Genomic DNA, 20,673 nt, shown 5'->3' with positions numbered 1-20,673 from the left:
AACTATCATCATTCGCCCGCCTCGAGCGGGCTTTTTCATGGAGAGCATCATGATCCAGTTCCTATCCACGCTTCTGGCGTGGCTGAAATCGCTTGTCTCGACCAGGCGCAAGGCAGCCGCCACGACCGGCACGACCGCCATCCTTGCCGCCGCTGCGGTGTTTGTCGGCCCCTGGGAGGGTGAGCGCCTTGAGGCCTATCTCGATAGCGTGGCCAGCCCGCCCGTCTGGACGGTCTGTTACGGCGAGACTCGCGGGGTGAAACCAGGCGATCGATACAGCTCGGCCGAGTGCAACGCCATGTTGATGGATGCTCTGGGCGATTTTCGCGACCGCCTAGTCAACTGCATCCCGGCCTTACCGCAACAGCCCGAAGGCGTCCAGGTCGCGCTGGTGTCCTGGTCCTACAATGTCGGCACTGGCGCCGCCTGCAGCTCCACGCTGGCCAGGCGTGCCAATGCCGATCGATGGCGTGATGCCTGCAATGAGCTGCCACGCTGGAACAAGGCTGGTGGCAGAGTCGTGCAAGGTCTCGTCAACCGCCGCGCCGCTGAACAGCGCCTCTGCCTTTCCGCCATTGGAGGATAAACCATGATCCCTCTCATTCGAGAAATCGCAACAACGGTCCGCATGGCCAATGATATCGCGAAACAAAACGGCCGCGCCGGACCGCGTTGGTCGCTCTTCTTGACCAACCGTAGCTTCATCGCACAGGTCTTCTCGCTGATCTTCGCAGCGCTGGCGATCTTCGGCGTCCCTCTACCGATCTCGGCCGAGCTGGCCGCCGATACGGTCTATGGCGTCGCCTTCACCATCATAGCGATCTGGGCAGCCGTGGAACGGCTGTTCGGCAAGACGCGCGTGATCTGGAGCAGGACGCAGGCAAACTGTGCCCGGAACGAGGCCGATGCATTGACGGAGGCGCTTGAGCGTGCGGGAGCGTGGTGAGGACGCGGCGCGTATTATAACATAAAAGGCCCGCGCTCGATGGGAGGAAGCGCGGGCCGTACTATGAATTGGTCACCAACAGCCTTGCGAGACAATGCCCTCCCTCTACACGCACTGACCGCAAGCAATCCATGCGCGTGATTACCTAGACATTGAAATGAACCAGCTTCTGCCGTGGTATACGCGGCAGGGGATGGGGCTGTTGTCGCAGCCCAATCCAGGCGATCCATGTTAACAAAACCGCCCTTACCGGTTGCTCATATGGGCGAACGATCCACCTTCCGGATCATATTTCTATCTGTATGCTGCTTGCCTGGTGCGGGATGATCGATCTGGTCGATCAGTTCAGACAGGTAGGTCCCATACCGGTTCTTAGCGAATTTTTCTGCCATGATCCGGATATCCTCAGCAGAGATCCAGCCATTCATATAGGCGATCTCCTCGGGGCATCCGGTTTGCAATCCCTGGCGGTTCTCCAACGTACGAACAAAGTTCCCGGCATCCAAAAGGCTGGTATGGGTTCCCGTGTCCAGCCATGCAAAACCGCGGCCCATCATTTCCACGGTCAGTACGCCTTCTTTCAAATAGCTTTCCAGAAGCGTGGTAATCTCCAGTTCACCCCGCTCGGACGGAGTTACCTGCGCTGCCCGCGCAGGAGCAGAACCGTCGAGAAAATAAAGCCCGGTCAGAGCGAAATGTGAGGGCGGTTCCGTGGGCTTTTCTACAATCGTGCTGACCCGTCCCTGATCATCAAAGCCGATGACACCATAACGACAGGGTTCCGAGACGTGATAGCCGAAGACCGTTCCGCCATCGCACCGCGTATCAGCGGCTTTCAGCAAGTTCGACAGGCCATGACCGAAAAAGACGTTGTCGCCCAAGATCATGGCTGAGGGCCCCCCCGCCAGGAAATCCCTGGCCAACAGATATGCTTGTGCCAGACCATCGGGCGAGGGTTGGGCAATCCATTCGAACCGTATTCCCCAATGGCTGCCATCCCCTAGAAGACGTTGGAATTGTGATTGATCCTCGGGCGTGGTGATGATCGCGATCTCGCGTATACCGGTCAGCATCAGGACGGTAATGGGGTAGTAAATCATCGGCTTGTCATAGATCGGCAACAATTGCTTGGACATGCCCATGGTGATTGGATAGAGGCGCTTGCCCGACCCGCCAGCGAGAATGATGCCTTTGCGTTGCGTCATGCACAGTTCCTCAGTATTTCCACGAACCCGGCCAGACGGATGATCGCATCAGGTTGGATCATGCTTCAATCTCCCTGATGGGGTCAGGATTGCTGTGCCGAGATCGCATTGAGGCGCCTTCGCGCGGCTGCCAGATTCTTGAAAACCGTGTTCTCCCGAATGAGGTCGTCAAGGTAACCTTCATAGCGAAGCCCGCCCGGTGCATCAAAATTATGGTAATGCAAAATCATGGGATCGAAGCTGTTGAGGCGATCAATCTCTTTCTGCACCTTGGCAGCCATATGCGGCTTCATCTCCGGCGTCAGCACTTTATGCGTCAGGGACAAATTGTATCGATCGTCCAGCACCCTGTAATCCAACCCTGCCCGGCGAATGGCAATCGGCAGAGCGATCTGGTCCAGCCAAGGCCGCCTTTCGGGGATACCATGCTTGGGATCGTCCAACTCAATCGCTGTTTTCAGCCAGCATTCGCCGAAATTACTGAACTCGCCGACCGGACCATTCGGAAAGCTGACCACCCCGGCATTAAAATAGGGCGGGGATTCCACCCCTGTCCGGGCCATGCGGATGCGTTCCTCGGGCGTTGTCATGTTGAACACGGAATAGGCCGCATCCCAATCCCCCACGGGCTTGCCCCATGTGCGACGCCCCTCAGGCGCGGCCGAGATGACATTCGGCGCAACCATTGCTTCCATATCGAAGGGTTGCCAGATCACCACATCCGTATCCAGAAAGATGGTATATTCATGCGGTCGTGGCTGTGCAGCCGCGATCAGCTTGTTGCCATGCCCGTAGGGTTTCGGAAAATATCCCCGGGTGTCCATGAGCTCGAACCGGGTGTTGATCTCCTCCATATATTCCCGAAGCGGCAGCGGTAATTGACCCACTTTCTCCGAAGGGCAATAGGCGATCAATTCGGCATCCGGCAAATGCCGGCGAACAGACGCGGAGAGCAGAATTGCTTCCAGGGTCAGAATCGGCGGGTCCACAACATAGATGAATGCCGCGCTCTTTCTAGTGTTTCCCGTATTATCCATCGCCGGTCGCGAGATCGTGGATCATGCCGTCTTTCTTTGTTTTTTTACCTTCCTGCCCGCCTCACGACTGGTGGGGTGGGCAGGCTGATGTATAGCCGGTGAGATCAGCCAGTAAAGATCATGTCATCCTAGAATGTTGCGATCCTGGTATCCTTGACAATCAGTCGATCCCCGTCGCCAAACTCGAAGAACACATCATCACCTTTTTGTGTAGCCAAGTCTCGTGTCTGGGCGAAGCTCCCGATAATATCAAGCCCCCGGATCTCAACCGTATCGATATCGTCCTGGAAATCCTTGATCCGGTCCTGACCGCCATTCCTCGTAAAGATGAAGACATCGCTGCCCGCGCCACCCTTCAGCGTGTCCTTGCCCATGTCGCCCCGAAGCCAGTCATTTCCGTCTGTGCCGATCATTCGGCCATCTCCGCCACCGCCGATCAGGATATCGTTCCCGGTGTTGCCGTATTGGCGGAAACAGGTGAGGCGACGTTCTCAACAACGCATAACTACTCACTTGCCACTACGGGTACGTGCGCATATGCGACACTGATCAGCGCTGTTCGCTAAAAGGCATGGCTATGCCGGGGCGTATGCCCTGTATTGAGTCCTGCTCCCCAAAAGCGATAAGTGTGCACTACAGGAAAGGTGCGTCGGGAATGGGATATCACATCGAATGTTAACTTCAGTACCTCTAGGCCATCATCTGCATGTCGGCGCTCATGACCTTTATCCGACATTGGCAAAGAATGTCTTTGCCGAATTCCCTGAATTCTTCGAGGAGCATCTGATTGACCTGATCTCTCCGCAACAAATTCGCGGTGTGTTACGCAAGGCTGACGCACAGCAGGGGGAGCTGCCTGATCTTCAACATCTTCAGACTAGGCAAGACTGCCTTCGCGCAGTGCTTTCAGGACATGGCCTGTTATGCCCTCCGGAGAAGATATCTTCCTTCCAGGGGCTCTATGGTACATTGGCCGCTTCCTTTGGCACGCTGGCCCGAATTTTTTCCAGCACATCCATGACGATTCATGTCGTGATCACCCCCCAATCTACCTATGCCCCCGTGATCGACTTTGCCGAGAACTTCGCGGGCCCGGAGATTTGGAAGAAGCCAGAACTGATGTCTTGGCAGCCCGTGATCCGGAAAATCCAGAAACGGTTCCCCTCGTCACCCATGGTTGTATGGGCGATCGAGGATCCGGTTGAACAAGCAGCTGATTTTCTCTGTGGCTTGACCGCCCTACCCTTTGACAAAGCCCAACGTGAACGGATCAGGCAAATAGCTACCGAGGACAGGTTCGCCCGTTCGCGCACCTTGCCCCTCGATGGAGAATTCGAGGTTCTTCTCGAAACGCTCTACGAGGACGATCTCGAAGCATTCGAGACCATGCCAAATGTTCAGCTTGGTACGCGAGGAATATCATAGGCGCATAAATGAATTTCTACTTTCCAAAGAAAAATATCATTTTCATTCATATCAAGAAGGCCGGAGGCAGTTCTATCCGGCGGGCCTTGGGTCAGGACGACAAGCCCAGACAAGCGATGGGCCGTCTCCCGAGCAGATGGGGCGATGCCTCCTCTTTTGCCGTGGTGCGCGCCCCGGTAGACCGTTTTCTGTCGGCGGTTAACATGTTCCGAATGGGCACCCCGGAACCTGACAGTCATTACAGGGACTATCGCAACCCGACGCTGCCGGATCTGACGATCAGCCAGGCTCTGGACATTCTTGAAGATCCAGAGATCGGCTATGATCGGCGCGTGCGCAAGCCGCTCCACAATCTCAAGCATCATCTATGGCCGCAAACGGAACCGTTTTTCTGTTTGTCGCAGGCTGATGATATCCTGCGCTACGAGACGCTTGAATCCGATTTATCCACGTTCCTGGCCCGGCACGGGCTTTCCTATCGACTCGATTGGAGCCGTCGAACAAAAGGCCGGGCCGGAAGTCTCCGAGCCGAGGATTTCACACATGATGAAATGATCCGTCTCACCCGTATCTTCGCCCGCGATTTCGCCGAACTCGGCTACACTCCACCAACGCAGGGGCGTATTGAAACTCCGGTGACAAGTACCGAATCGCCGCCACTGCAAATCACCCCGAACCCTTCCAGTTCGGTATGGCCGGCCTATTTCGAGAGCAAGGGAACCGATGATTTCCCTTTCTCCGATGCCTTGCCTGCGCCGGATGCCGAACTCTCGGTGCTGCTGGATGACATTATTCCGGGTGGCAAGGGCAGGACATGGCCCAATCGCAAGCGCAATATTCTGGAGCATTTCAGAAATCTCGAACCCGAGTTCCGGGGCTGCTCGCGCCTAAGCCACCTGTTGGCCTGCACCATAGTCGTCTTGCGCCGTGAGCCAGCGAACGCGACCGCACAGAACCTGTTCCACCGCCTGGTGGGCGAGCATGGTGCGCAGCTTGCCGGGGATCTCAATCTGCGTTGGCTGGCTTCGGTCTGCGATACCTTTCTCGAGATGGGGCGCACCGGCGAGGATCGTGCGGTCGCCATGACCGGTTCAATGACGGTTGCCCTGGTCAAGCTGGGCGAAACCGAACGCCGCCTCTATTACCCGAGCATTCCCTGGCCGCCGAAAATTCGTTTCCGCCGGGGGGGAGAGATGTTTGACGGGGTGATCTCCTTCTGGCCGGAACGCGGTGACATGATCGATAACCTGCTCAGGCGCTGTGACGGAATCCTCGAATCCGACAGCCCGGCCGCTCCCTTCACGGCAGAGATCATCGCCCGCATCAGTAACCGCAACAGCAGTATCGCCCGCTTCCGCCGGACAGAGGGAATGAAGCAGCCGCGGCTGGCTAATGATGATTTCAACGAGTTGATTACCCTGGCCATCCGCGAGGAAGCCGACGAGAAAGTCGATATGTCCAGGAACTTGGCTGACGACGAACAGGAACCGAATTTGAAAAAGAGTTCAGAATGACCATCCTACCCCATGTCCTCGGTATCGGCGCCCAGAAGGCCGGAACCTCCTGGCTGCATGAGAACCTAAAACAAAACAAGTCCTTATGGATGCCACCGTTCAAGGAAATACATTTCTTTGACCATAAGTTCGTCCCCCCGAACCGGACATGGACGGATTGGCATCTGAATAACGGGCTGGAACGTGCGCGCGAGACTTGGAAAAAGCAGGGTATCCTCAATCAGAAACGCCTGGACTGGCTCTATGAGGTGACAAGCAAGCCGCGCTTCAACGGGAACTGGTATAAGAAGATCTTCTCGCTCTGCCCCGAGGATCGTTTGCCCGTGGACATAACCCCCGAATATTCCTCCATCCCGAAGGAAGGGATCAACTTCGTCGCGCGATTTCTCGGGGCGGATTTCAAGGCGATCTATGTCATCCGGGAACCGGTCGAACGGGCTCTGTCGCAACTGAGGATGAATTTGAGGCGCAAGAAGCTATCTCCGAAGAGCCGCGATGAGTGGCTTGGGATGGCCATGGACGATCAGGTAATGGAACGTGGCGACTATCTCAGCCATGTTGCACGCTGGCAGAAGGAACGCCCGGCTGAAACGCTGTTGTTCATCCCCTTCGGACAGATCGCCCGCGCACCGCATGAGGTCATGCGCCAGGTGGAGGAATTCATCGGAGTGCCGACCGCCAATTACGATAATCTGGAACGCAAGGTTTACGCGACAAGCGATTTTCAGATCCCCGACTACGTGCGGGAGGCTTTGGAAGAACGCCTGCAGCCCCAGGTGGCATTTATCAAGGATCGGTTTGGTGCGGAGTTTTACGAGAAAAGCCGCTGAACATGGGAAGGACGACCAGATGAAAGCAGAACTTAGACGCTCTGAAAGCGCCGACGAGGCAGCATTGGAGATCGTGGACATACCGCAAGATCACGTCGAGTCCATCGAGGATGTGATGCGGGATATGCTGGCCTTCAGCGAGCAATATCTTAAATGCTTGGAATTGAGACTTGAGTGTGCGGCAGGGAAGGAGAGGACGAATTCATCCGCTGTATCCGCACAGATACTGAAATCCCGCGCCTTTCTTGACCAGGCCAGGCAACAGCTCACCCTTGGAATCTCCGCGGCGAACGGGGAGGTGAGCGCATCGGATCTCGGGTTCCCCGAGTTGGATGATGGCTTCTATCGGGGTGCAAGGTAGCGCATCACAGGATGCGCTACCTGTCTTCACGGCGTTAGAAGATGAAATCATCCGCGCCGACTGAGGACACATCGTTGGTTTCGATACGGATGATGCCATCGCCGTAATCGATCACGACCTTATCGTTATTGGCATCGCGGTTGATCGACAGGTCGGACATGGAATTGATATCCGAATCCGAAAAGACGATCTTGTCCACACCGTCCTCGAAATCGGCGATTTGCGTCCACCCTGACGTGCCGCCGAAAATGAACTGATCGGCACCATCGCCTCCATAGGCGATATCGATCCCGGTGCCGCCTCGCGAATGTGCATCTTGCCCGAAATACAGCTTATCATTGCCGCCACCGCCGTTCAGCGTATCGTCTCCGGAACTACCAACGAGAACATCGGCGCCAGTACCTCCATATAGCTTGTCATTGCCTTCGCTTCCGAACAGGGAATCGTTGTGACTTCCTCCATACATTATGTCATTTCCGGCGTTCCCGCGAAGGGCATCGTTGCCTAAGCCGCCATAAATCTTATCGTGACCATACCCTCCATAGATGACATCGTCTCCGGAATTTCCGCCAACGTTATCGTGGCCCGAGTTTCCGTACAGGCGGTCTGCGCCATCCTGGCCTTTGATAACATCATTTCCGTGATCGCCCCGAACGGTGTCGTTTCCACTCCCGGCCTCCAAGCGATCGTCTCCAGTCCCGCCCCAGAGGGAGTCATGGCCGCTTCCACCGTAGATGGTATCATGACCGCTGCCACCCCATACGATCCGGGACACACATTTATGATTGGATGTTTTTCGAGAGACGAGCTTCAGATAGCTTGCAGCAGATGTCGGCAATCCGATTATGGCTACTTGATCGTACCCTCAATTTAGAGGGCTATAGCGTAGGTGTAGTTCTCAGTTGCGCCGTCTTCGGCTCGCCATTTGCCGCCGATTGCCCTCCACAACACGATATCGCCGCCGATCACCGCATGCTCCAAACAGCTCTGTTGAACGACTTTTCATGTCCGCGTGCTGGTTCTCAAGTAGATCGGCACTCACTTGCACGGAGCTTCAGCAACCATTGCATAACTTTCGGCGGTTGATCCGATCAACAAGGTCGGAAACACAACGGTAGCGAAGACGGGAAGCGCGAAGACCTCGATTATCGCGGCGGTCCCCGCCTTCGCGGTTCTAAAAGATGCTGAACCAACCAACGTGTAGAGACTGTCGATCGCTGCTAAAAAACAAAAAAAGAATGTTAATCCAAGGCGAACTACAATAACTGCTAATCGCCAATAAACACCGTGCTGGAACCCGTGTCGGCGGAACCGCCACATGAGATCGCGTCACCGACTCGGCCAGCAGGCTTTCCATTGATGAAAACCGATCCGGAGCCGCCAGACAACGACCGTGGATGCGGCGGGGCCGGACATGTCGGACAGGCATGGGGTGCATAGGCGTCGCCCTGTCGGACGGCAGGAATACCATCAATATTCACATCGTCCGACGCTCCGATGCTCGGTGTCGGCGGGAAATGGCAGGCGTGGCCAGAGCCAATGTCACCGAGACGGGTAGAGGACTTTCCTGCCATCCATGCTCTCCTCAAAACCGATGCGTCCCAAAGGACTTACCCGACCATTCGCCTGTGGCCGATCCCGGCCGCCTAGCTTTGCCGAATGAGTTCAGGCTCAACGAGCAGAAAGTTGCCTCTGTCTCCGAATGCAATAGCTGCGCCGCCGATCCAAGTGGCGTAACCGTCCGCCTCGTTCAACGGAAATTTCACGACGGGTTGCATGATATAGCGCGTCACAACGGGAATTTTCGTCATGAACAAAACGGCCTGAAACAAACCCAAGAGATAGTGGGGGCCCTTCTTCAACTTGAGGGTGAACTCATCCTCCAAGACTTCGCCTGTCTCGTTGAGACCAAGACGCCCATCGGAATCGCGAAAGTCATAACTGTGGACATCAAGATAACTGAAACCTCCGTTATCGACGGACTTTGCCAAATCAGCCATGTCGATATCCCGGAGAAAATCCGAGACATGATCGCAATACTTACGTGCCTTTTCAATCATTGCATCGTGCCCGAGCCTACGGCTCGGATCCTGCACATGGTAGAGTCCCGTGAAGTTGGTTTCGCTGCGCAAGCGTTCTATCCGCTCGATCATAGCAGCGCCCTGCGGAAGGGAGCCGAAAGCTCGCTGCAGGTCGAGCGGGTTGCCAGTATCTGTAATCATCGGCTCGAAGTGGTTCTTCGAGAACGCATCGGGTTCTTCGAGATAAATCAGCCAATCGTCAATCAGGGCCATAGCGGTCAGCCACCTCCTGTTGCAAGGATCGCATCTCTCAACCCCGAGGGCAAGGCATCGACGCCGCCATCCAGATAGTGATTTGCAAAATACCCCATTCGTCTCAATAGATCGTTCCTACTGGCGGGTGGAGGCTGATAGATTTCATCGAGCGCGTTGTGCATCATAGTTGAGCCGGACGTGTTCGGTTGATCAGCCGAAACATGCCGCCAGCGCATCGCCCCATCCGCAGCCTGTACCGGCAAAGGTCCCTCGGCAGCATTTGTAGCCGTCACCCAATCCTGTATCTCGTGCATCGAGAAGCCAAGTCGTTTGTGCTCCCTGTATTGGGAGGTCTTTAGCCATTCATGGACACCGCGCCCGGCACGAATGCGGTTCTCGATGGTTTCACCGTGACCCGCCTCAATCAGGCTGTCGAGCTCATCAAGCGTGAGATCGTCCCACCAATCGGCAAAACCTCGATTGTTGTAAGGAACGCGGCCATTGGGAAGAAGCTCGTCAACTGAGCGGGGTGAACCTGTAGCTTCGGTTTCGCGTGCCGGTTCATCGCTCTGACCACTCCCCCTGTTTCCCTGTTCCGGAGCATCCACATCGGGCTCCAAGGATCCTTGACCGCCCTCTCCAAATGCGCGGGCTTCGTCGGGGGTCAGGTCTCGCTGGACATCTATCGACTTGTTGTAGTCGATGCGTCGTCCGATCTGGACGTTGATCGGGATCGGGTTGGAGTAGAGCACGCCGGGCTCCACCTTGCGGAGTTCAATGCGGAACACGTAGGTGGCCCGCACGTTGCGGACGACCCGCGTGCCCTGGCGCACGATGCTGAGCATGATACGCACCGCGCTGCGAAGTGCCAGGGCCATTCCGGCAGCAACACCGCCGGTGATTCCGATGATCGCGGTGACGATGCCAGCAACTACGATCTCCTCGGCAGCGAAAACGGCGGCGTCGATTGCAATCCGCCCAGTAGCAAGAAGCCACTGGCCATTACGGATCAATTCCATGTTCTCGTTGTAGTAATCGCGTACGCCCTGCCAGATTCGGTTGAAAAAATTCACCACGGCCGCTCGACGCTCGGCCCGCAGCATGTCGTGGATGCTTGCGAGGTCAGAAGCCTGGTTGAGCAAAGACTGCATCTGCGGGCGGACTTCATCGGGCACGCTCGCCAGGCGGCCTGAGTACCCCTCATAATATGCTCCGCTCGATCCCATCTGCTCGAGCCAGATTTCGGATTGGTTCGCGAAATGGCCGGGAATGATATCATTCACAAGTTGTTCGGCGTTGTTCCAAGTTTCCCAATCCGCGTTGCCGCTTCGATACTCTTCAAAAATGCGCTCCTGAAGCGCATCGCGCTCCGCCTGAACTTCATCCCAGCGCTCATCTGCCTGCAACGCGAGTGGGCCGGCCTGAAGAAACTCCGCCAGGGCTTCCATGACTGCTTCGCGGGCATCAGTCACATCCTGATCAGTATCATTGGGCCCCCGGATTCCCGCAAGAAGGCCGAGGAACCGGTACTGAGCGAGAACCTCGTTGAAAGCGGTCTGGGCATACTCCCCCAGCGAGGCAAATTGTGCCTGGTAGCTGGTGTCGGTAATGTCGGGGACAGCGGCGGAATCTATACTCTCCAGCGCCGCGAGCGCTGCGATATCGTCCGTTTCCGGGCTACCCATCAAACCATCCGGCCCAGATCATGTTGAAGTGGCTGCGCTCCATGCCCTCCTGCATGACCTGCTCCAACGTCAGTTGGTTGGGCAGACCGATACGGATGGTCGGCATTCCGACCGCAAGTGACGTCAGCGTTCCTTCGAGGGCATCAAGCCCGGAGATATTCTCGTCATGGATTCCGCGCGCGATGCCAATCAGTTCAAGCACTTTCGCATGCTGCGTGGCCGGATCGGCGTCGATACGCATTGGATCCTTCAGGCGCTTGGCACTGTAATCGGCGAAGAATGCATCACGCATCTTGTCGCGGAGCGCCCGGCGCTCTGCCTCCTTTTGAACGAAAACACCCTTGAGATAACTCATGACTCCACCTCAGTTAAGGTCGATGCGGCCGCCATTGACAGCGACCTTGCTCGAGCCGGAAACCTTGATGTCGATTCCCTCAAGCACGATTGTGCCGTCTTCGTTCATCTGGAACTTTGACTTCCCACAGACCATCTCGAGGCGTTTGCCGGCCACGACCACCTTATTCTGGCCGACCTCTTCGTAGGCTCCGAGCAAAACTGATTCATTGCGAATGCCCTGCACTGTAAGCTGGTAGCCTCCTCCCACAGTCACGGTCTTAGCTGCGCCGACAATCTCGTTGGAACTCACCATCACCGTCTCGGCCTTGTTCTTGGCTACACCGATGACGAGATTGCCTTCTCCCATGTTCATAAAATCCGGAAGACCCAACTTATTGGCGAGATCGCCGATGGCACCGGTGAATTTATGGAAAGCCGATGTGACTGCGTTCTGTAGCTTGTTCGGCCCGACCATGAGGGTCATGTTGCCACCGATTATCTCGTGATGGTTGTTACCGACCTCGATGGACTTGTTGTGTCCGACGCTTTCAGACTGGTTGCGATCCACGCGTTTGGCGCGGTTGTTCTCGATATGAAGTTCGTGGTCCTTCTCGGCATGTAGGTAGATTTTTTCTTCGCCCGCCTGATCCTCGAAGGTGAATTCGTTGAATCCGTCGCCTTGGTGAGTATCCGAGCGGAACACTGATTTGGTCTTGTGCCTGGGCAAGTCATAGGGGGTCGTGTTCCTGCCGTTATAGACGCAGCCGGTCACCAACGGTTTGTCGGGATCGCCTTCGAGGAATTCCACCACCACCTCCATGCCGATCCGAGGGATCACCATCCCGCCCCAGCCCTGGCTGGCCCATGATTGGCTGACCCGGCAGCGCATCGAGAACGCCTCTTCCAGATCCCAATGGAAGCGCACAAGTATCCGGCCATGCTCGTCGCAGTCGATTTCACCTTCACCCACCACCATGGCAGTCTGCGGACCGTAGACGCGCGATAGCGGTGTCCGTTTCGGAGGCACCATCGGCGCGGTATCGGGCATCAGCACCCAGGAGCCGGAATAGCTGTAACCGTCGCTGCCCTCTCCGCCGGAACCGTAGGATTCACTGACAAAGCGATGCGTGGCCGAGAGGCAGAGATAGGTCTCGCCATGCCCCGGCACCTTGTCGCCGCCCAATGTAACACGCTGTCCCGAAGCCAGGCTCACGCAGTCTCCCACAGCACGATTGCGGCGATCCGCGCCTCGCTCCTGCCGCTGACGCATCCGCGTGACGATCTTTCCGGGGGCTTCAGAGAGATAATCGCCTGGATAATCGAAACTCTCGACATGGCCGAAGGCGTATTGCGCATCGCTCGCCTGCCAAGTGTCCATCTTCTGGGTCGGATGCTTGAAATTATAGTCGGTCTGAAAGATCGCCCCGGTGGTAAAGTTCCGCTCCGGCTTCCAGTCCCAGAAGTGCTCGAATTCATACTGGTGATGGCCGTCATAGCGCTTGAAGGGGATCTCGCCGATCTCCTCATGCGCCAGCTCGTCATCGGTCAGAACGAGCGTGTGACTGCCCTTCTCATGCCGGAAATGAAAGCTGATCCCGTGCCGCTCCATCTGGCGGCGCGCAAATTCCAGGTCCGAGACCCCATGCTGGACCGTATATTCCAGTTCCTCGTATTGGTTGCTGATCCGGATCTCCAGATGCGGATTGCTGAACACGCCATAATCCGACAGCAGTTCCCGTAGAATCTGATCCACACGCTTGCTATGGAAAATCCGGTAGTTGCGTCGCTTGCCCGCCAGCCAGAACCACGGGCGCAGGGTCAGGGTGTAGATATGACCGTTCTCGCCCACGCCGGAATATTGCGCCGAGGTGACGATACCATCGAAGGGCCGCATCACTTCATGCGCCTCGATTTCAACCGTCGCATGGGTGCCGATCAGGGTATCGAAGTCGAGATCGTCGCGCGTGGCAAGGGCTTCGACCCGGTATTCGAACAGATCGTTGAGATAATCGCTTCCCTCGAAGCGCAGCAGAACCAGAACATTTTCGCCCAAAGCCGTGATCAGGCGGCCCAGCCGTTCTGTCTGCTTGAAAGGAGCGTTCATAGCAACAACCTTTCAGTAACCAAAGAATCGCCTAAAATTGAGATGATAATGGCAAGATCACTCAAGAAATGCCAGTGCGGCTCTCAATAATCGCCCCGATTCCGGCGATCTGAACCTCGGCAATCTCGCCGGGACAGCCAAGCGAAACATCCTGTATGCGGGTGTCGCTTAACTGCAGCTCTATTTAGCAGAGAAATGGAGGGCTATAGCGTAAACGTAGTGATCATCATTATCGGCCGCGGCCCGCCATTTACTATTTATGCTGATCCTCACTGGATTGTTTGATAGCGTATAAGATGTTGAATTCATGCGATTATATGCGCTCGTTATTCTCATTGGCTTCGTTTTGATAGCGCTCGGTTCTGTTCATTTGGTGGTATGAACTGAGGTGTTTTCTATGGCCTACTCGTCGGGAAAGTTGACGAAGAATCTAGTCCGAACGCTCGGCCCTGGCAGGCACGGCGACGGCCACGGGCTCTATCTGGTGGTCGATCCATCCGGCGCGCGTCGCTGGATCGTGCGCGTGACGGTGGAGGGCACCGGAATCGGCAGGTAAAGCCGCTCCGCACCGATTTCGGTCTCGGCGGCGGACGTGGTGAGGCTCAACGTAGCTCGCGAACGCGCCTTGGAATATCGTCTCCTCGCTAAGCAGGGCCTTAATCCGAAATACCATAAGGATCAGGAAGTGCCGTGTTTTGAAGAGGTGGTACGGCAAGTACATATTGATCGCCTGCCAATCTGGGAGAACCCGAAACACGGACAGCAGTGGATCAACACACTCGCTGACTATGCCTTTCCCAAGATCGGCCGAATGCCAGTTTCGGATATCGGTCAGCCGGAAATATTGCAGGTGTTGTCCCCGATCTGGACTGAGAAGCACGAAACCGCGCGACGAGTCGCGCAGCTGATCCGACTCTCCGCACGGTCTTGCGGCCCGCTTACTGGAGGTTCCTTTGGCAAGGCTGCAATCGTGGCGAGAAAGGCTGACGACCTTCCAAGAGCTACGTTGATCCTACGGGGTGGGCGTCGTCTACTAGCCCCAGCAACCATGTTCATAGGGATAGCTGCGTGTATGAATGATCGGGCTGGATGGCTTGGCCAAGGCATGGCCCATAGAAAGCGCCCCTGGGGTGCGAAAAGATAATGCAAAATCATATGTATTTGCCTCAGCGAGGCTCTGAGCGTCTCCATGGGTATATCGTGCGCTCAAATGGTGCCGTCGCGGAGATCAAAGCAGGCGTGAGCGCAGCTTCATCAATATGATGGTCTCAACGCACACTCTTTCGTCCAGCCGCATCGGAACTTTGCCCGCGTTTCTGCCGGATAATATCGACATGTTCAGGCTTGAACGACACGTAGGTGCGGCAGTGAGCCCCGACCGCTGGGAGATGCACAGAGGGTATCAGACCACCGGACAGCTTACTGCTACTCACCAAGGCTCATCGCCTGTCTCCGTGAGCCCTTGGCGTTCTGGCTGCGCATAACACGCCGTGGGTAGTCACGATCGCAGTGTCTGGGAAAATCTTCATGCGCGACTCCGTCCGCGCGACCGGCAGGTTGGGAGGATCGGATACCAAATCATCTTGGGCACCGGACACATCTCCATCGATCTGACGCATTTCTCTAGAACATCGGCTTATGCGTTCCGGATTTCAGGCTCATCGCCACTTCATGCTGATGGTGAGGAGCCCGAAACCCTCCGTTACGCCATCTTGTCAATCTGTCCCCTTGTCGAGAATAAGACGGCATTGCAGTGGCACTCAGAACCTGACATCCAGTTTCACAGCGACGGCCTGATCGCGACTGTCTCCGTCGGTGCCGAAGGCGGTGCGGTAATCAAGGCCCAGGGTCCAGAACTCGCCGATCTGCGCATCGAGGCCAAGACCGATCGCCAGTTCATCGCGTGAATAGCCCTCGACATCGATCGCATAGGGGAAGGTTCCAAGATCCGCGTAACCAATACGCGCCTCGCTCGAATTCTCGAATTCATGGGTGTATTCGATCCGCGCGCGCGATGTCAGGTTGCCCCAATCCATTGGCCGCGAATGCTCGAAGCGCAAGCCCAGCGTGCCGGAGAGGGTTTCGACGACCTGTTCATCATAGCTGAGGTTATAGACCCCGCCGCCTTCCTCGGTGAACATGTCGAGCGTGGAGCGCGATCCGGATAGCCGTCCATAGGGCGAGATCAGCAATCCATCGCGGCGATGCTCATAGCCTGCCGTCAATGCGGCGAAGAGCTGCTCGCCGCCACGCGTTCCTGTCGCCATGTCGCCTGTCGATGTCACGTAACGCTTGCTGTCGAAGTCCAGCGAACTGTAACCGGCCAATCCGTCAATGAAGAAGCCGGGTTTTGGCCGGTAGCTGCCATAGGCCGCCATCGAGATGGCCCTGGCCCGGCTTTCGGTGCCGTTATTGCCGATATCGGTGACATCGCGGCCGTAACCCAGCCCCAGCCCGGCGGTGAATTTCGGCGTGAACCGATAATCGGCCCCGGCGCTTATGCCAACAAGCGTATGGTCGAGATCGATCCCGTCATCGTCGCTGGAGCCGAAATTGACATAGCCGCCACTCCAGAAAGCCAGGTCACTGCTTTGGTTGCCGAAGCGCTCGGGGCCGCGAAGGGAGAGGGAGTCACTGTCATGGCGTGAGCTTTGGGCAACCAGATTGAGTACGATGGAATTGCGCCGCCGCGTGCCCTCGTCATGCAGTTGTTCGAGCCGCTGGCTGAAATTCCTGATCTGCGCCTTGGCGAACCGTTTTGCCGTCTCGGTCTGGGCCCGGACCAGCCCGATGACCTCCGGGTCCAGCGAGGGATCGGGCCGCGCTACCACGGTGATCGTCACGCTCGCCGGGTCGGAGATGCCATCGGCATTGGAGAGCGTATAGCTCAGGCTGGTCGTGCCCGCGTAGATCCCCGAAGCCGAGAAATGCAGGATATGACTGCCGCCTTCGCGCGCAATCCGCGCGGTGCCGGCCTCATCCGCCGGATTCGCCACGATCGCAGCATCGATGAAGGGGCCGCCCGACGCGCCGCGGGTGAGGTCGACCGTCCCGCTGGTTCCGGCCATGACGGTCAGTTCATGGTTCCGGGGCTGCGGCAGGGTGATGTCCTCGATGGCAATCTCGTAGACGCGGCTGCCGGTGAAGCCGTAGCGGTCGGTGGCTGTCATGGTGACCTCGAAACTGCCGGGATCGAGCGGCGTGCCAGACAGGGTGCCGTCCTCGGCGAGGCTCAGCCCCTCGGGCAATTGCCCCCGTGCCACCGTGAACGCGTAGGGGGCGGTGCCGCCCTCTGCCTGAAGCGATGCGCTATAGGCGGAGTTCACCCGGCCTTCGGGCAAGGCTTCCGGAGTTAGAGCAAGGTCCGGCGCCGCGATGGTCAGCGTGTATTCCCGCTGTCCGGTGAAATCGCCCTGATCCGTGGCATGCACGGTAAACATGAATTCACCGGCTTCGGTCGGCGTTCCAGACAGTGCGCGGTTCCGGAAGATCATTCCCTCGGGCAGATCACCTTCCAGTTCGAAGCTGTAGGGCGTCTTGCCGCCTTCGGCAGCGAAGCTGACCGGCGCGTATTCCGTTCCCGCCAGCCCATCGGGCAGGTTCTCGGGCGTCAGGGCAATTCCCGGAACGATCACGCTGAGGGTATAATCCCCGGCGATGGTAAAACCGTTCCCGTCGGTTGCCATCAGGCTGAACGGGAAATCGCCGGCTTCGAGGGGCGTGCCTGAGAGGGTTCCGTCCTCGAAGGTCATACCGTCCGGCAAACGGCCCTCGGTGAGCTGGTAGCTATAGGGTCCCTTGCCGCCACTAACCGTGAAAGCCTGAGTATACTCGGCATAGGCCGTGGCTTCCGGCAATGCCTCCGGCGAAAGCGAGATGTCCGGGGCGCTCACACTGAGCGTATAGCCGCGCTGCCCGGTGAACCCGTCCCGGTCCTCTGCGATCAGGTTGAACTGGAAATTCCCCGCTTCGGTTGGCGTCCCGGAGAGCTTGCCGCCTTCAAGGCTCATGCCCTGCGGCACGGTTCCGTCGAGGGTAAAGCCATAGGGCGCATTGCCGCCCGCTGCGGTGAAGGTCAGGGCTTCATATGGCTTGCCTGCCACGGCGTCCGGCAGGCCGTCCGGATCAAGCGTGATCTCGGGCGTATCTATGGACAAAGTGAAGTCGTGCTGGCCGGTGAAGCCGTTCTCGTCTTTTGCCGTCACGGTAAAGGTGAAACTGCCATCCTCGGTTGGACTGCCAGAAAGCGTGCCATCCGTGGCAAGCGAGATCCCGTCAGGAAGGGTATCCGTGGTGGAGAAAGTATAATCTCCCGAACCACCATCGGCGGTCATGGTTACCGGGCCGTAGGGCGCGCCGCCGGTACCCGCCGGAAGGCTGCCCGGTCCGAGCGTGATATCGGGCGCCTTGACGGTGATTGTCGCGGTGGCAGGTGCGCTGGTGCCTGTCGCATTGGTCGCGGTGTAGGTGAAGCTGTCCGTGCCGAAGAATCCAACGTTTGGCGTGTAAGTGATGTCTGTCCCGCTGATCGTCGCCACGCCGTTGGACGGCCCCGATGCGATGGCAACGGACTCGATATCAAGACCCTCGATATCGAGGATCACCGGATTGTCGGTACTACCTGCGTTAACAGGTGTATCTGTATTGCTGACAGTCGGAGCGTTTGCAGGGGTGAAGGTAAAATCCACATGACAGTCAATCGCAAGAGGGTTAGGCAATTGCCAGAAGCTGCCACCAGCAGAAAGGTGCCCACCACAATTGTCGCTGGCGCCTTCGAAAACGTATCCGCTGTCGGAGTCCAGATCAAAATGAACACTCGTATCGGTGATGACCGCTGGGCTTGTTACCTCCCCGCCAGGGTTAGCCCCGGTCGGTGTGAATGCCCAAACATTTCCACCGCCAGACACATCCCATGTCACTATAACCGCTCTCGAAGGTTCGACGGTCAGACTGGATTCGGCAATACCTGTGAAGCCGGAGGCATCTGTTGCCCTGAACGTCAGCGAAAAATTCCCATCCTCTGTCGGCGTGCCTGTCAGCTTGCCGTCATTCGACAGCGTGATGCCATCTGGCAGGCGGCCCGAGGAGAGATCGAAGGCATAGGGTCCAGTTCCGCCCGATGCCGACAGGCTCACCGTCTCATACTCAGAATTCACCTTTCCGACCGGCAGGTCTGACACGGAGATCGAGATGACAGGGGCATCAACTGTAAGGGTGGCTCTTGCGCTGTCATTACCGGCGGCATCCTGAACGGCTGCCGAATTCAAATCGATGATCACGTCACCGGTGCCATTTGGTGCAACAGCAAGCTTATAGGTAAAGTCAGATCCCGATAGGCTGACAAGCGAACCATTGGTGATCCGAAAGTCGCTGGCATCCAGCCCGATTACGCTTTCCGTAAATGTCACATCGACCTGGATTATCCTTGGCTGCGTGTCAGATGACAGCATCATTAGGGGCACAGGTGCCGTTCCGTCATAGAAGGTCAAGGCCTGTGCGGCCAGGTTGTCATTTCCAGCACTATCCTGCGTCACGCCCGCAGGGATGTCGATTGTCACCGCGCCATCGGCTGTCGGGGTAATATGCGCCGAGTAAACGCCTCCGGAATAAGACAGGAAATTGAGAAGCCCGTTTGTGACAACAAGATCGCCCATTGTGAGGTTGTCTACGGCCTCACTGAAGGAGAAAGTTACCTGAAACGAACTGTTCACGATTTCCGGAACGTCCGCGAAAGTAACGGTCGGCGGCGGATCTGCAGCCTCCACATTAATCGTCGCGGTGGCCGCTTCGCTGGTGCCGGCGGCATTGGTTGCGGTGTAGGTGAAACTGTCCCTACCCGAGAAGCCGGAATCCGGTGTGTAGACGATATCCGTCCCGCTGACTGTCGCCGTGCCGTTGGATGGCCCCGAGGCAACGGCAACGGATTGAATATCCTCTCCGGAAATATCGAGCGTGACAGGGTTGTCGGTGCTATTCGCATCCACGACCGTATTGGTATTATTGACCACCGGAAGCGCGGGCAGAGGTTCGTTGACGATGTGATTTGTAGAGGCGGTGCCGCTGCTCGGCCCGCAATTATCCGCTCCGGAAGGCGTAAAAGCGGCACTGACCCCATAAGAACCCGCGGGAAGGCTGTTGGTGGTAAACTCCGCTGTCCCCTGCCCGGAAATGGGGCTGATCGGTGTAACCGCAATCGCGGAGGAGGTAACCGACCCGACCGTGAAAGTCACAGTGCCTTGCGGGGCCAGCCCCGCATTGCACCCGAATGAGGCAACAGTTGCGCGGAATGTCGCGTCCTCACCGAGTTCGCTGGGATTGGTGAGGGACTCTACGGATGTCGAGGTCGGGCCACCTCCGACAAGCTGCATGGTGAAATTGCTGCTGGTGACGTTCCAGCTGCCGCCAATACGTTGCCCATCCATGGAAATCTGATGGGTCAGTTGCCCGCTCATGATATTGCTGGCGGTAATCTGGTAAGTGCCTGTGCAGGTCACTGTCTCATTCGGTGCAAGCTCGCCGTTCGGGAACGATTCGCAGGCGCCCATCGTGACGCCGGGGCCGCCGCCGGGGTCCGGATTGGTCGGGGTGATCGTGTCGATGCTGGTCAGGTAATATGAACCCAGGTTCTCCAGTTCATAGGTGAAGGTGATCGTCTCACCCTCGGTGCTAAAGCTCGTGGGGCTCGAGGTAATATTGATGACCTGCGCCTGGGCAGGTGCCGACATCCCGAGGCTGGAAATCATGATGGTAAAAATCACCAACAACCATGTTCTAAGGACCTTCCGGGGTGATTCTTTCGCGCTCCCCAATTCAGAAAAATACCCGGAAATGTTTGTCCGCTTCATATCATCCCCCAAGATATTCGATTTTCACAATCGAAGACCGTCCGCGTCAGCATCTCGTTATCGGGAAAGATCGGAACAGGTTACTTACAGTGCCTTGACGCGAAGTTTA

General features: G+C 57.0%; 17 protein-coding genes. 7 read left to right on the top strand and 10 right to left on the bottom strand.

Features of this window, described 5'->3' with window-relative positions; all coding sequences use genetic code 11:
* The first annotated feature begins 49 nt into the window (after positions 1–49).
* Together JHX88_RS14880 and JHX88_RS14875 are read left to right on the top strand one after the other, a co-directional pair.
* Positions 50–586 (top strand): lysozyme, encoded by a 537-nt coding sequence (locus tag JHX88_RS14880; RefSeq protein ID WP_076526482.1) that lies wholly within the window; start codon positions 50–52, stop codon positions 584–586.
* A gap of 3 nt (positions 587–589) precedes the next feature.
* Positions 590–946 (top strand): hypothetical protein, encoded by a 357-nt coding sequence (locus tag JHX88_RS14875; RefSeq protein ID WP_076526481.1) that lies wholly within the window; start codon positions 590–592, stop codon positions 944–946.
* Between the two features lie 257 nt (positions 947–1,203).
* Here the strand turns inward: JHX88_RS14875 and rfbA are convergent, their stop codons facing one another.
* The 3 genes from rfbA to JHX88_RS14860 form a co-directional block, all read right to left on the bottom strand.
* Entirely contained in the window at positions 1,204–2,151 is a 948-nt protein-coding gene (rfbA, locus tag JHX88_RS14870) for a glucose-1-phosphate thymidylyltransferase RfbA (protein WP_084203162.1), read from the bottom strand.
* Between the two features lie 83 nt (positions 2,152–2,234).
* Positions 2,235–3,188 (bottom strand): hypothetical protein, encoded by a 954-nt coding sequence (locus JHX88_RS14865; protein WP_076526478.1) that lies wholly within the window; start codon positions 3,186–3,188, stop codon positions 2,235–2,237.
* A 128-nt stretch (positions 3,189–3,316) separates the two neighbouring features.
* The gene (locus JHX88_RS14860; protein ID WP_076526476.1) at positions 3,317–3,601 is read right to left on the bottom strand and encodes a calcium-binding protein; all 285 of its coding nucleotides are present in this window, start codon (positions 3,599–3,601) and stop codon (positions 3,317–3,319) included.
* A gap of 259 nt (positions 3,602–3,860) precedes the next feature.
* Between JHX88_RS14860 and JHX88_RS14855 the strand changes: the two genes are divergently transcribed.
* From JHX88_RS14855 to JHX88_RS14840, 4 genes are read left to right on the top strand one after another with little or no spacing between them, the layout of a single operon-like run.
* Complete coding sequence (locus tag JHX88_RS14855; RefSeq protein ID WP_076526474.1) at positions 3,861–4,613, top strand: hypothetical protein; 753 nt, start codon at positions 3,861–3,863, stop codon at positions 4,611–4,613.
* Positions 4,614–4,621: 8 nt separating this feature from the next.
* Entirely contained in the window at positions 4,622–6,127 is a 1,506-nt protein-coding gene (locus tag JHX88_RS14850) for a sulfotransferase family 2 domain-containing protein (protein ID WP_076526471.1), read from the top strand.
* A complete protein-coding gene (locus tag JHX88_RS14845; RefSeq protein WP_076526469.1) occupies positions 6,124–6,957 on the top strand; it encodes a sulfotransferase domain-containing protein in 834 nt (277 codons plus the stop codon). The genes JHX88_RS14850 and JHX88_RS14845 overlap by 4 nt, the downstream gene beginning before the upstream one ends.
* A gap of 19 nt (positions 6,958–6,976) precedes the next feature.
* The gene (locus JHX88_RS14840) at positions 6,977–7,318 is read left to right on the top strand and encodes a hypothetical protein (RefSeq protein ID WP_076526466.1); all 342 of its coding nucleotides are present in this window, start codon (positions 6,977–6,979) and stop codon (positions 7,316–7,318) included.
* 34 nt (positions 7,319–7,352) lie between these two features.
* Here the strand turns inward: JHX88_RS14840 and JHX88_RS14835 are convergent, their stop codons facing one another.
* The 6 genes from JHX88_RS14835 to JHX88_RS14810 all read right to left on the bottom strand — a co-directional run bounded on the left by JHX88_RS14835 (position 7,353) and on the right by JHX88_RS14810 (position 13,719).
* The gene (locus JHX88_RS14835; protein WP_084203161.1) at positions 7,353–8,156 is read right to left on the bottom strand and encodes a calcium-binding protein; all 804 of its coding nucleotides are present in this window, start codon (positions 8,154–8,156) and stop codon (positions 7,353–7,355) included.
* Positions 8,157–8,586: 430 nt separating this feature from the next.
* Positions 8,587–8,892, bottom strand: coding sequence for a PAAR domain-containing protein (locus JHX88_RS14830; protein ID WP_076526462.1), 306 nt, complete (start codon positions 8,890–8,892; stop codon positions 8,587–8,589).
* A gap of 72 nt (positions 8,893–8,964) precedes the next feature.
* Positions 8,965–9,612 carry a hypothetical protein gene (locus tag JHX88_RS14825; RefSeq protein WP_076526460.1) on the bottom strand — a complete coding sequence of 216 codons (648 nt, stop codon included), beginning with the start codon at positions 9,610–9,612 and terminating at the stop codon, positions 8,965–8,967.
* Positions 9,613–9,617: 5 nt separating this feature from the next.
* Positions 9,618–11,279 (bottom strand): hypothetical protein, encoded by a 1,662-nt coding sequence (locus JHX88_RS14820; protein ID WP_076526457.1) that lies wholly within the window; start codon positions 11,277–11,279, stop codon positions 9,618–9,620.
* Positions 11,272–11,634, bottom strand: a complete 363-nt coding sequence (locus tag JHX88_RS14815) for a hypothetical protein (protein ID WP_076526455.1) — start codon at positions 11,632–11,634, stop codon at positions 11,272–11,274. Before JHX88_RS14815 ends, JHX88_RS14820 begins: the two co-directional genes overlap by 8 nt.
* Positions 11,635–11,643: 9 nt before the next feature.
* Positions 11,644–13,719 carry a type VI secretion system Vgr family protein gene (locus JHX88_RS14810; RefSeq protein WP_076526452.1) on the bottom strand — a complete coding sequence of 692 codons (2,076 nt, stop codon included), beginning with the start codon at positions 13,717–13,719 and terminating at the stop codon, positions 11,644–11,646.
* 592 nt (positions 13,720–14,311) lie between these two features.
* On the opposite strand from JHX88_RS14810, the gene JHX88_RS22350 reads away from it, so the two are divergent.
* On the top strand, positions 14,312–14,863 hold the full coding sequence (locus JHX88_RS22350; protein WP_419182344.1) for a phage integrase central domain-containing protein: 552 nt from the start codon (positions 14,312–14,314) through the stop codon (positions 14,861–14,863).
* 616 nt (positions 14,864–15,479) lie between these two features.
* On the opposite strand, the gene JHX88_RS14805 is transcribed toward JHX88_RS22350, so the two are convergent.
* Positions 15,480–20,477 carry a putative Ig domain-containing protein gene (locus JHX88_RS14805; RefSeq protein ID WP_272848276.1) on the bottom strand — a complete coding sequence of 1,666 codons (4,998 nt, stop codon included), beginning with the start codon at positions 20,475–20,477 and terminating at the stop codon, positions 15,480–15,482.
* Positions 20,478–20,673 lie beyond the last annotated feature (196 nt).

It is taken from the genome of Paracoccus saliphilus (assembly GCF_028553805.1).
GTDB lineage: Bacteria > Pseudomonadota > Alphaproteobacteria > Rhodobacterales > Rhodobacteraceae > Paracoccus > Paracoccus saliphilus.
This window is presented reverse-complemented; position numbering and strand designations above follow the sequence as displayed.

Bases quoted from the DNA above. Each gene is read 5' to 3' on its own strand.
- rfbA (WP_084203162.1), bottom strand. From the start codon at position 2,151: ATGACGCAACGCAAAGGCATCATTCTCGCTGGCGGGTCGGGCAAGCGC.
- JHX88_RS14815 (WP_076526455.1), bottom strand. From the start codon at position 11,634: ATGAGTTATCTCAAGGGTGTTTTCGTTCAAAAGGAGGCAGAGCGCCGG.
- JHX88_RS14825 (WP_076526460.1), bottom strand. From the start codon at position 9,612: ATGGCCCTGATTGACGATTGGCTGATTTATCTCGAAGAACCCGATGCG.
- JHX88_RS14845 (WP_076526469.1), top strand. From the start codon at position 6,124: ATGACCATCCTACCCCATGTCCTCGGTATCGGCGCCCAGAAGGCCGGA.
- JHX88_RS14830 (WP_076526462.1), bottom strand. From the start codon at position 8,892: ATGGCAGGAAAGTCCTCTACCCGTCTCGGTGACATTGGCTCTGGCCAC.
- JHX88_RS14875 (WP_076526481.1), top strand. From the start codon at position 590: ATGATCCCTCTCATTCGAGAAATCGCAACAACGGTCCGCATGGCCAAT.
- JHX88_RS14820 (WP_076526457.1), bottom strand. From the start codon at position 11,279: ATGGGTAGCCCGGAAACGGACGATATCGCAGCGCTCGCGGCGCTGGAG.
- JHX88_RS14840 (WP_076526466.1), top strand. From the start codon at position 6,977: ATGAAAGCAGAACTTAGACGCTCTGAAAGCGCCGACGAGGCAGCATTG.
- JHX88_RS14860 (WP_076526476.1), bottom strand. From the start codon at position 3,601: ATGATCGGCACAGACGGAAATGACTGGCTTCGGGGCGACATGGGCAAG.
- JHX88_RS14855 (WP_076526474.1), top strand. From the start codon at position 3,861: ATGTTAACTTCAGTACCTCTAGGCCATCATCTGCATGTCGGCGCTCAT.
- JHX88_RS14850 (WP_076526471.1), top strand. From the start codon at position 4,622: ATGAATTTCTACTTTCCAAAGAAAAATATCATTTTCATTCATATCAAG.
- JHX88_RS14865 (WP_076526478.1), bottom strand. From the start codon at position 3,188: ATGGATAATACGGGAAACACTAGAAAGAGCGCGGCATTCATCTATGTT.
- JHX88_RS14810 (WP_076526452.1), bottom strand. From the start codon at position 13,719: ATGAACGCTCCTTTCAAGCAGACAGAACGGCTGGGCCGCCTGATCACG.
- JHX88_RS14880 (WP_076526482.1), top strand. From the start codon at position 50: ATGATCCAGTTCCTATCCACGCTTCTGGCGTGGCTGAAATCGCTTGTC.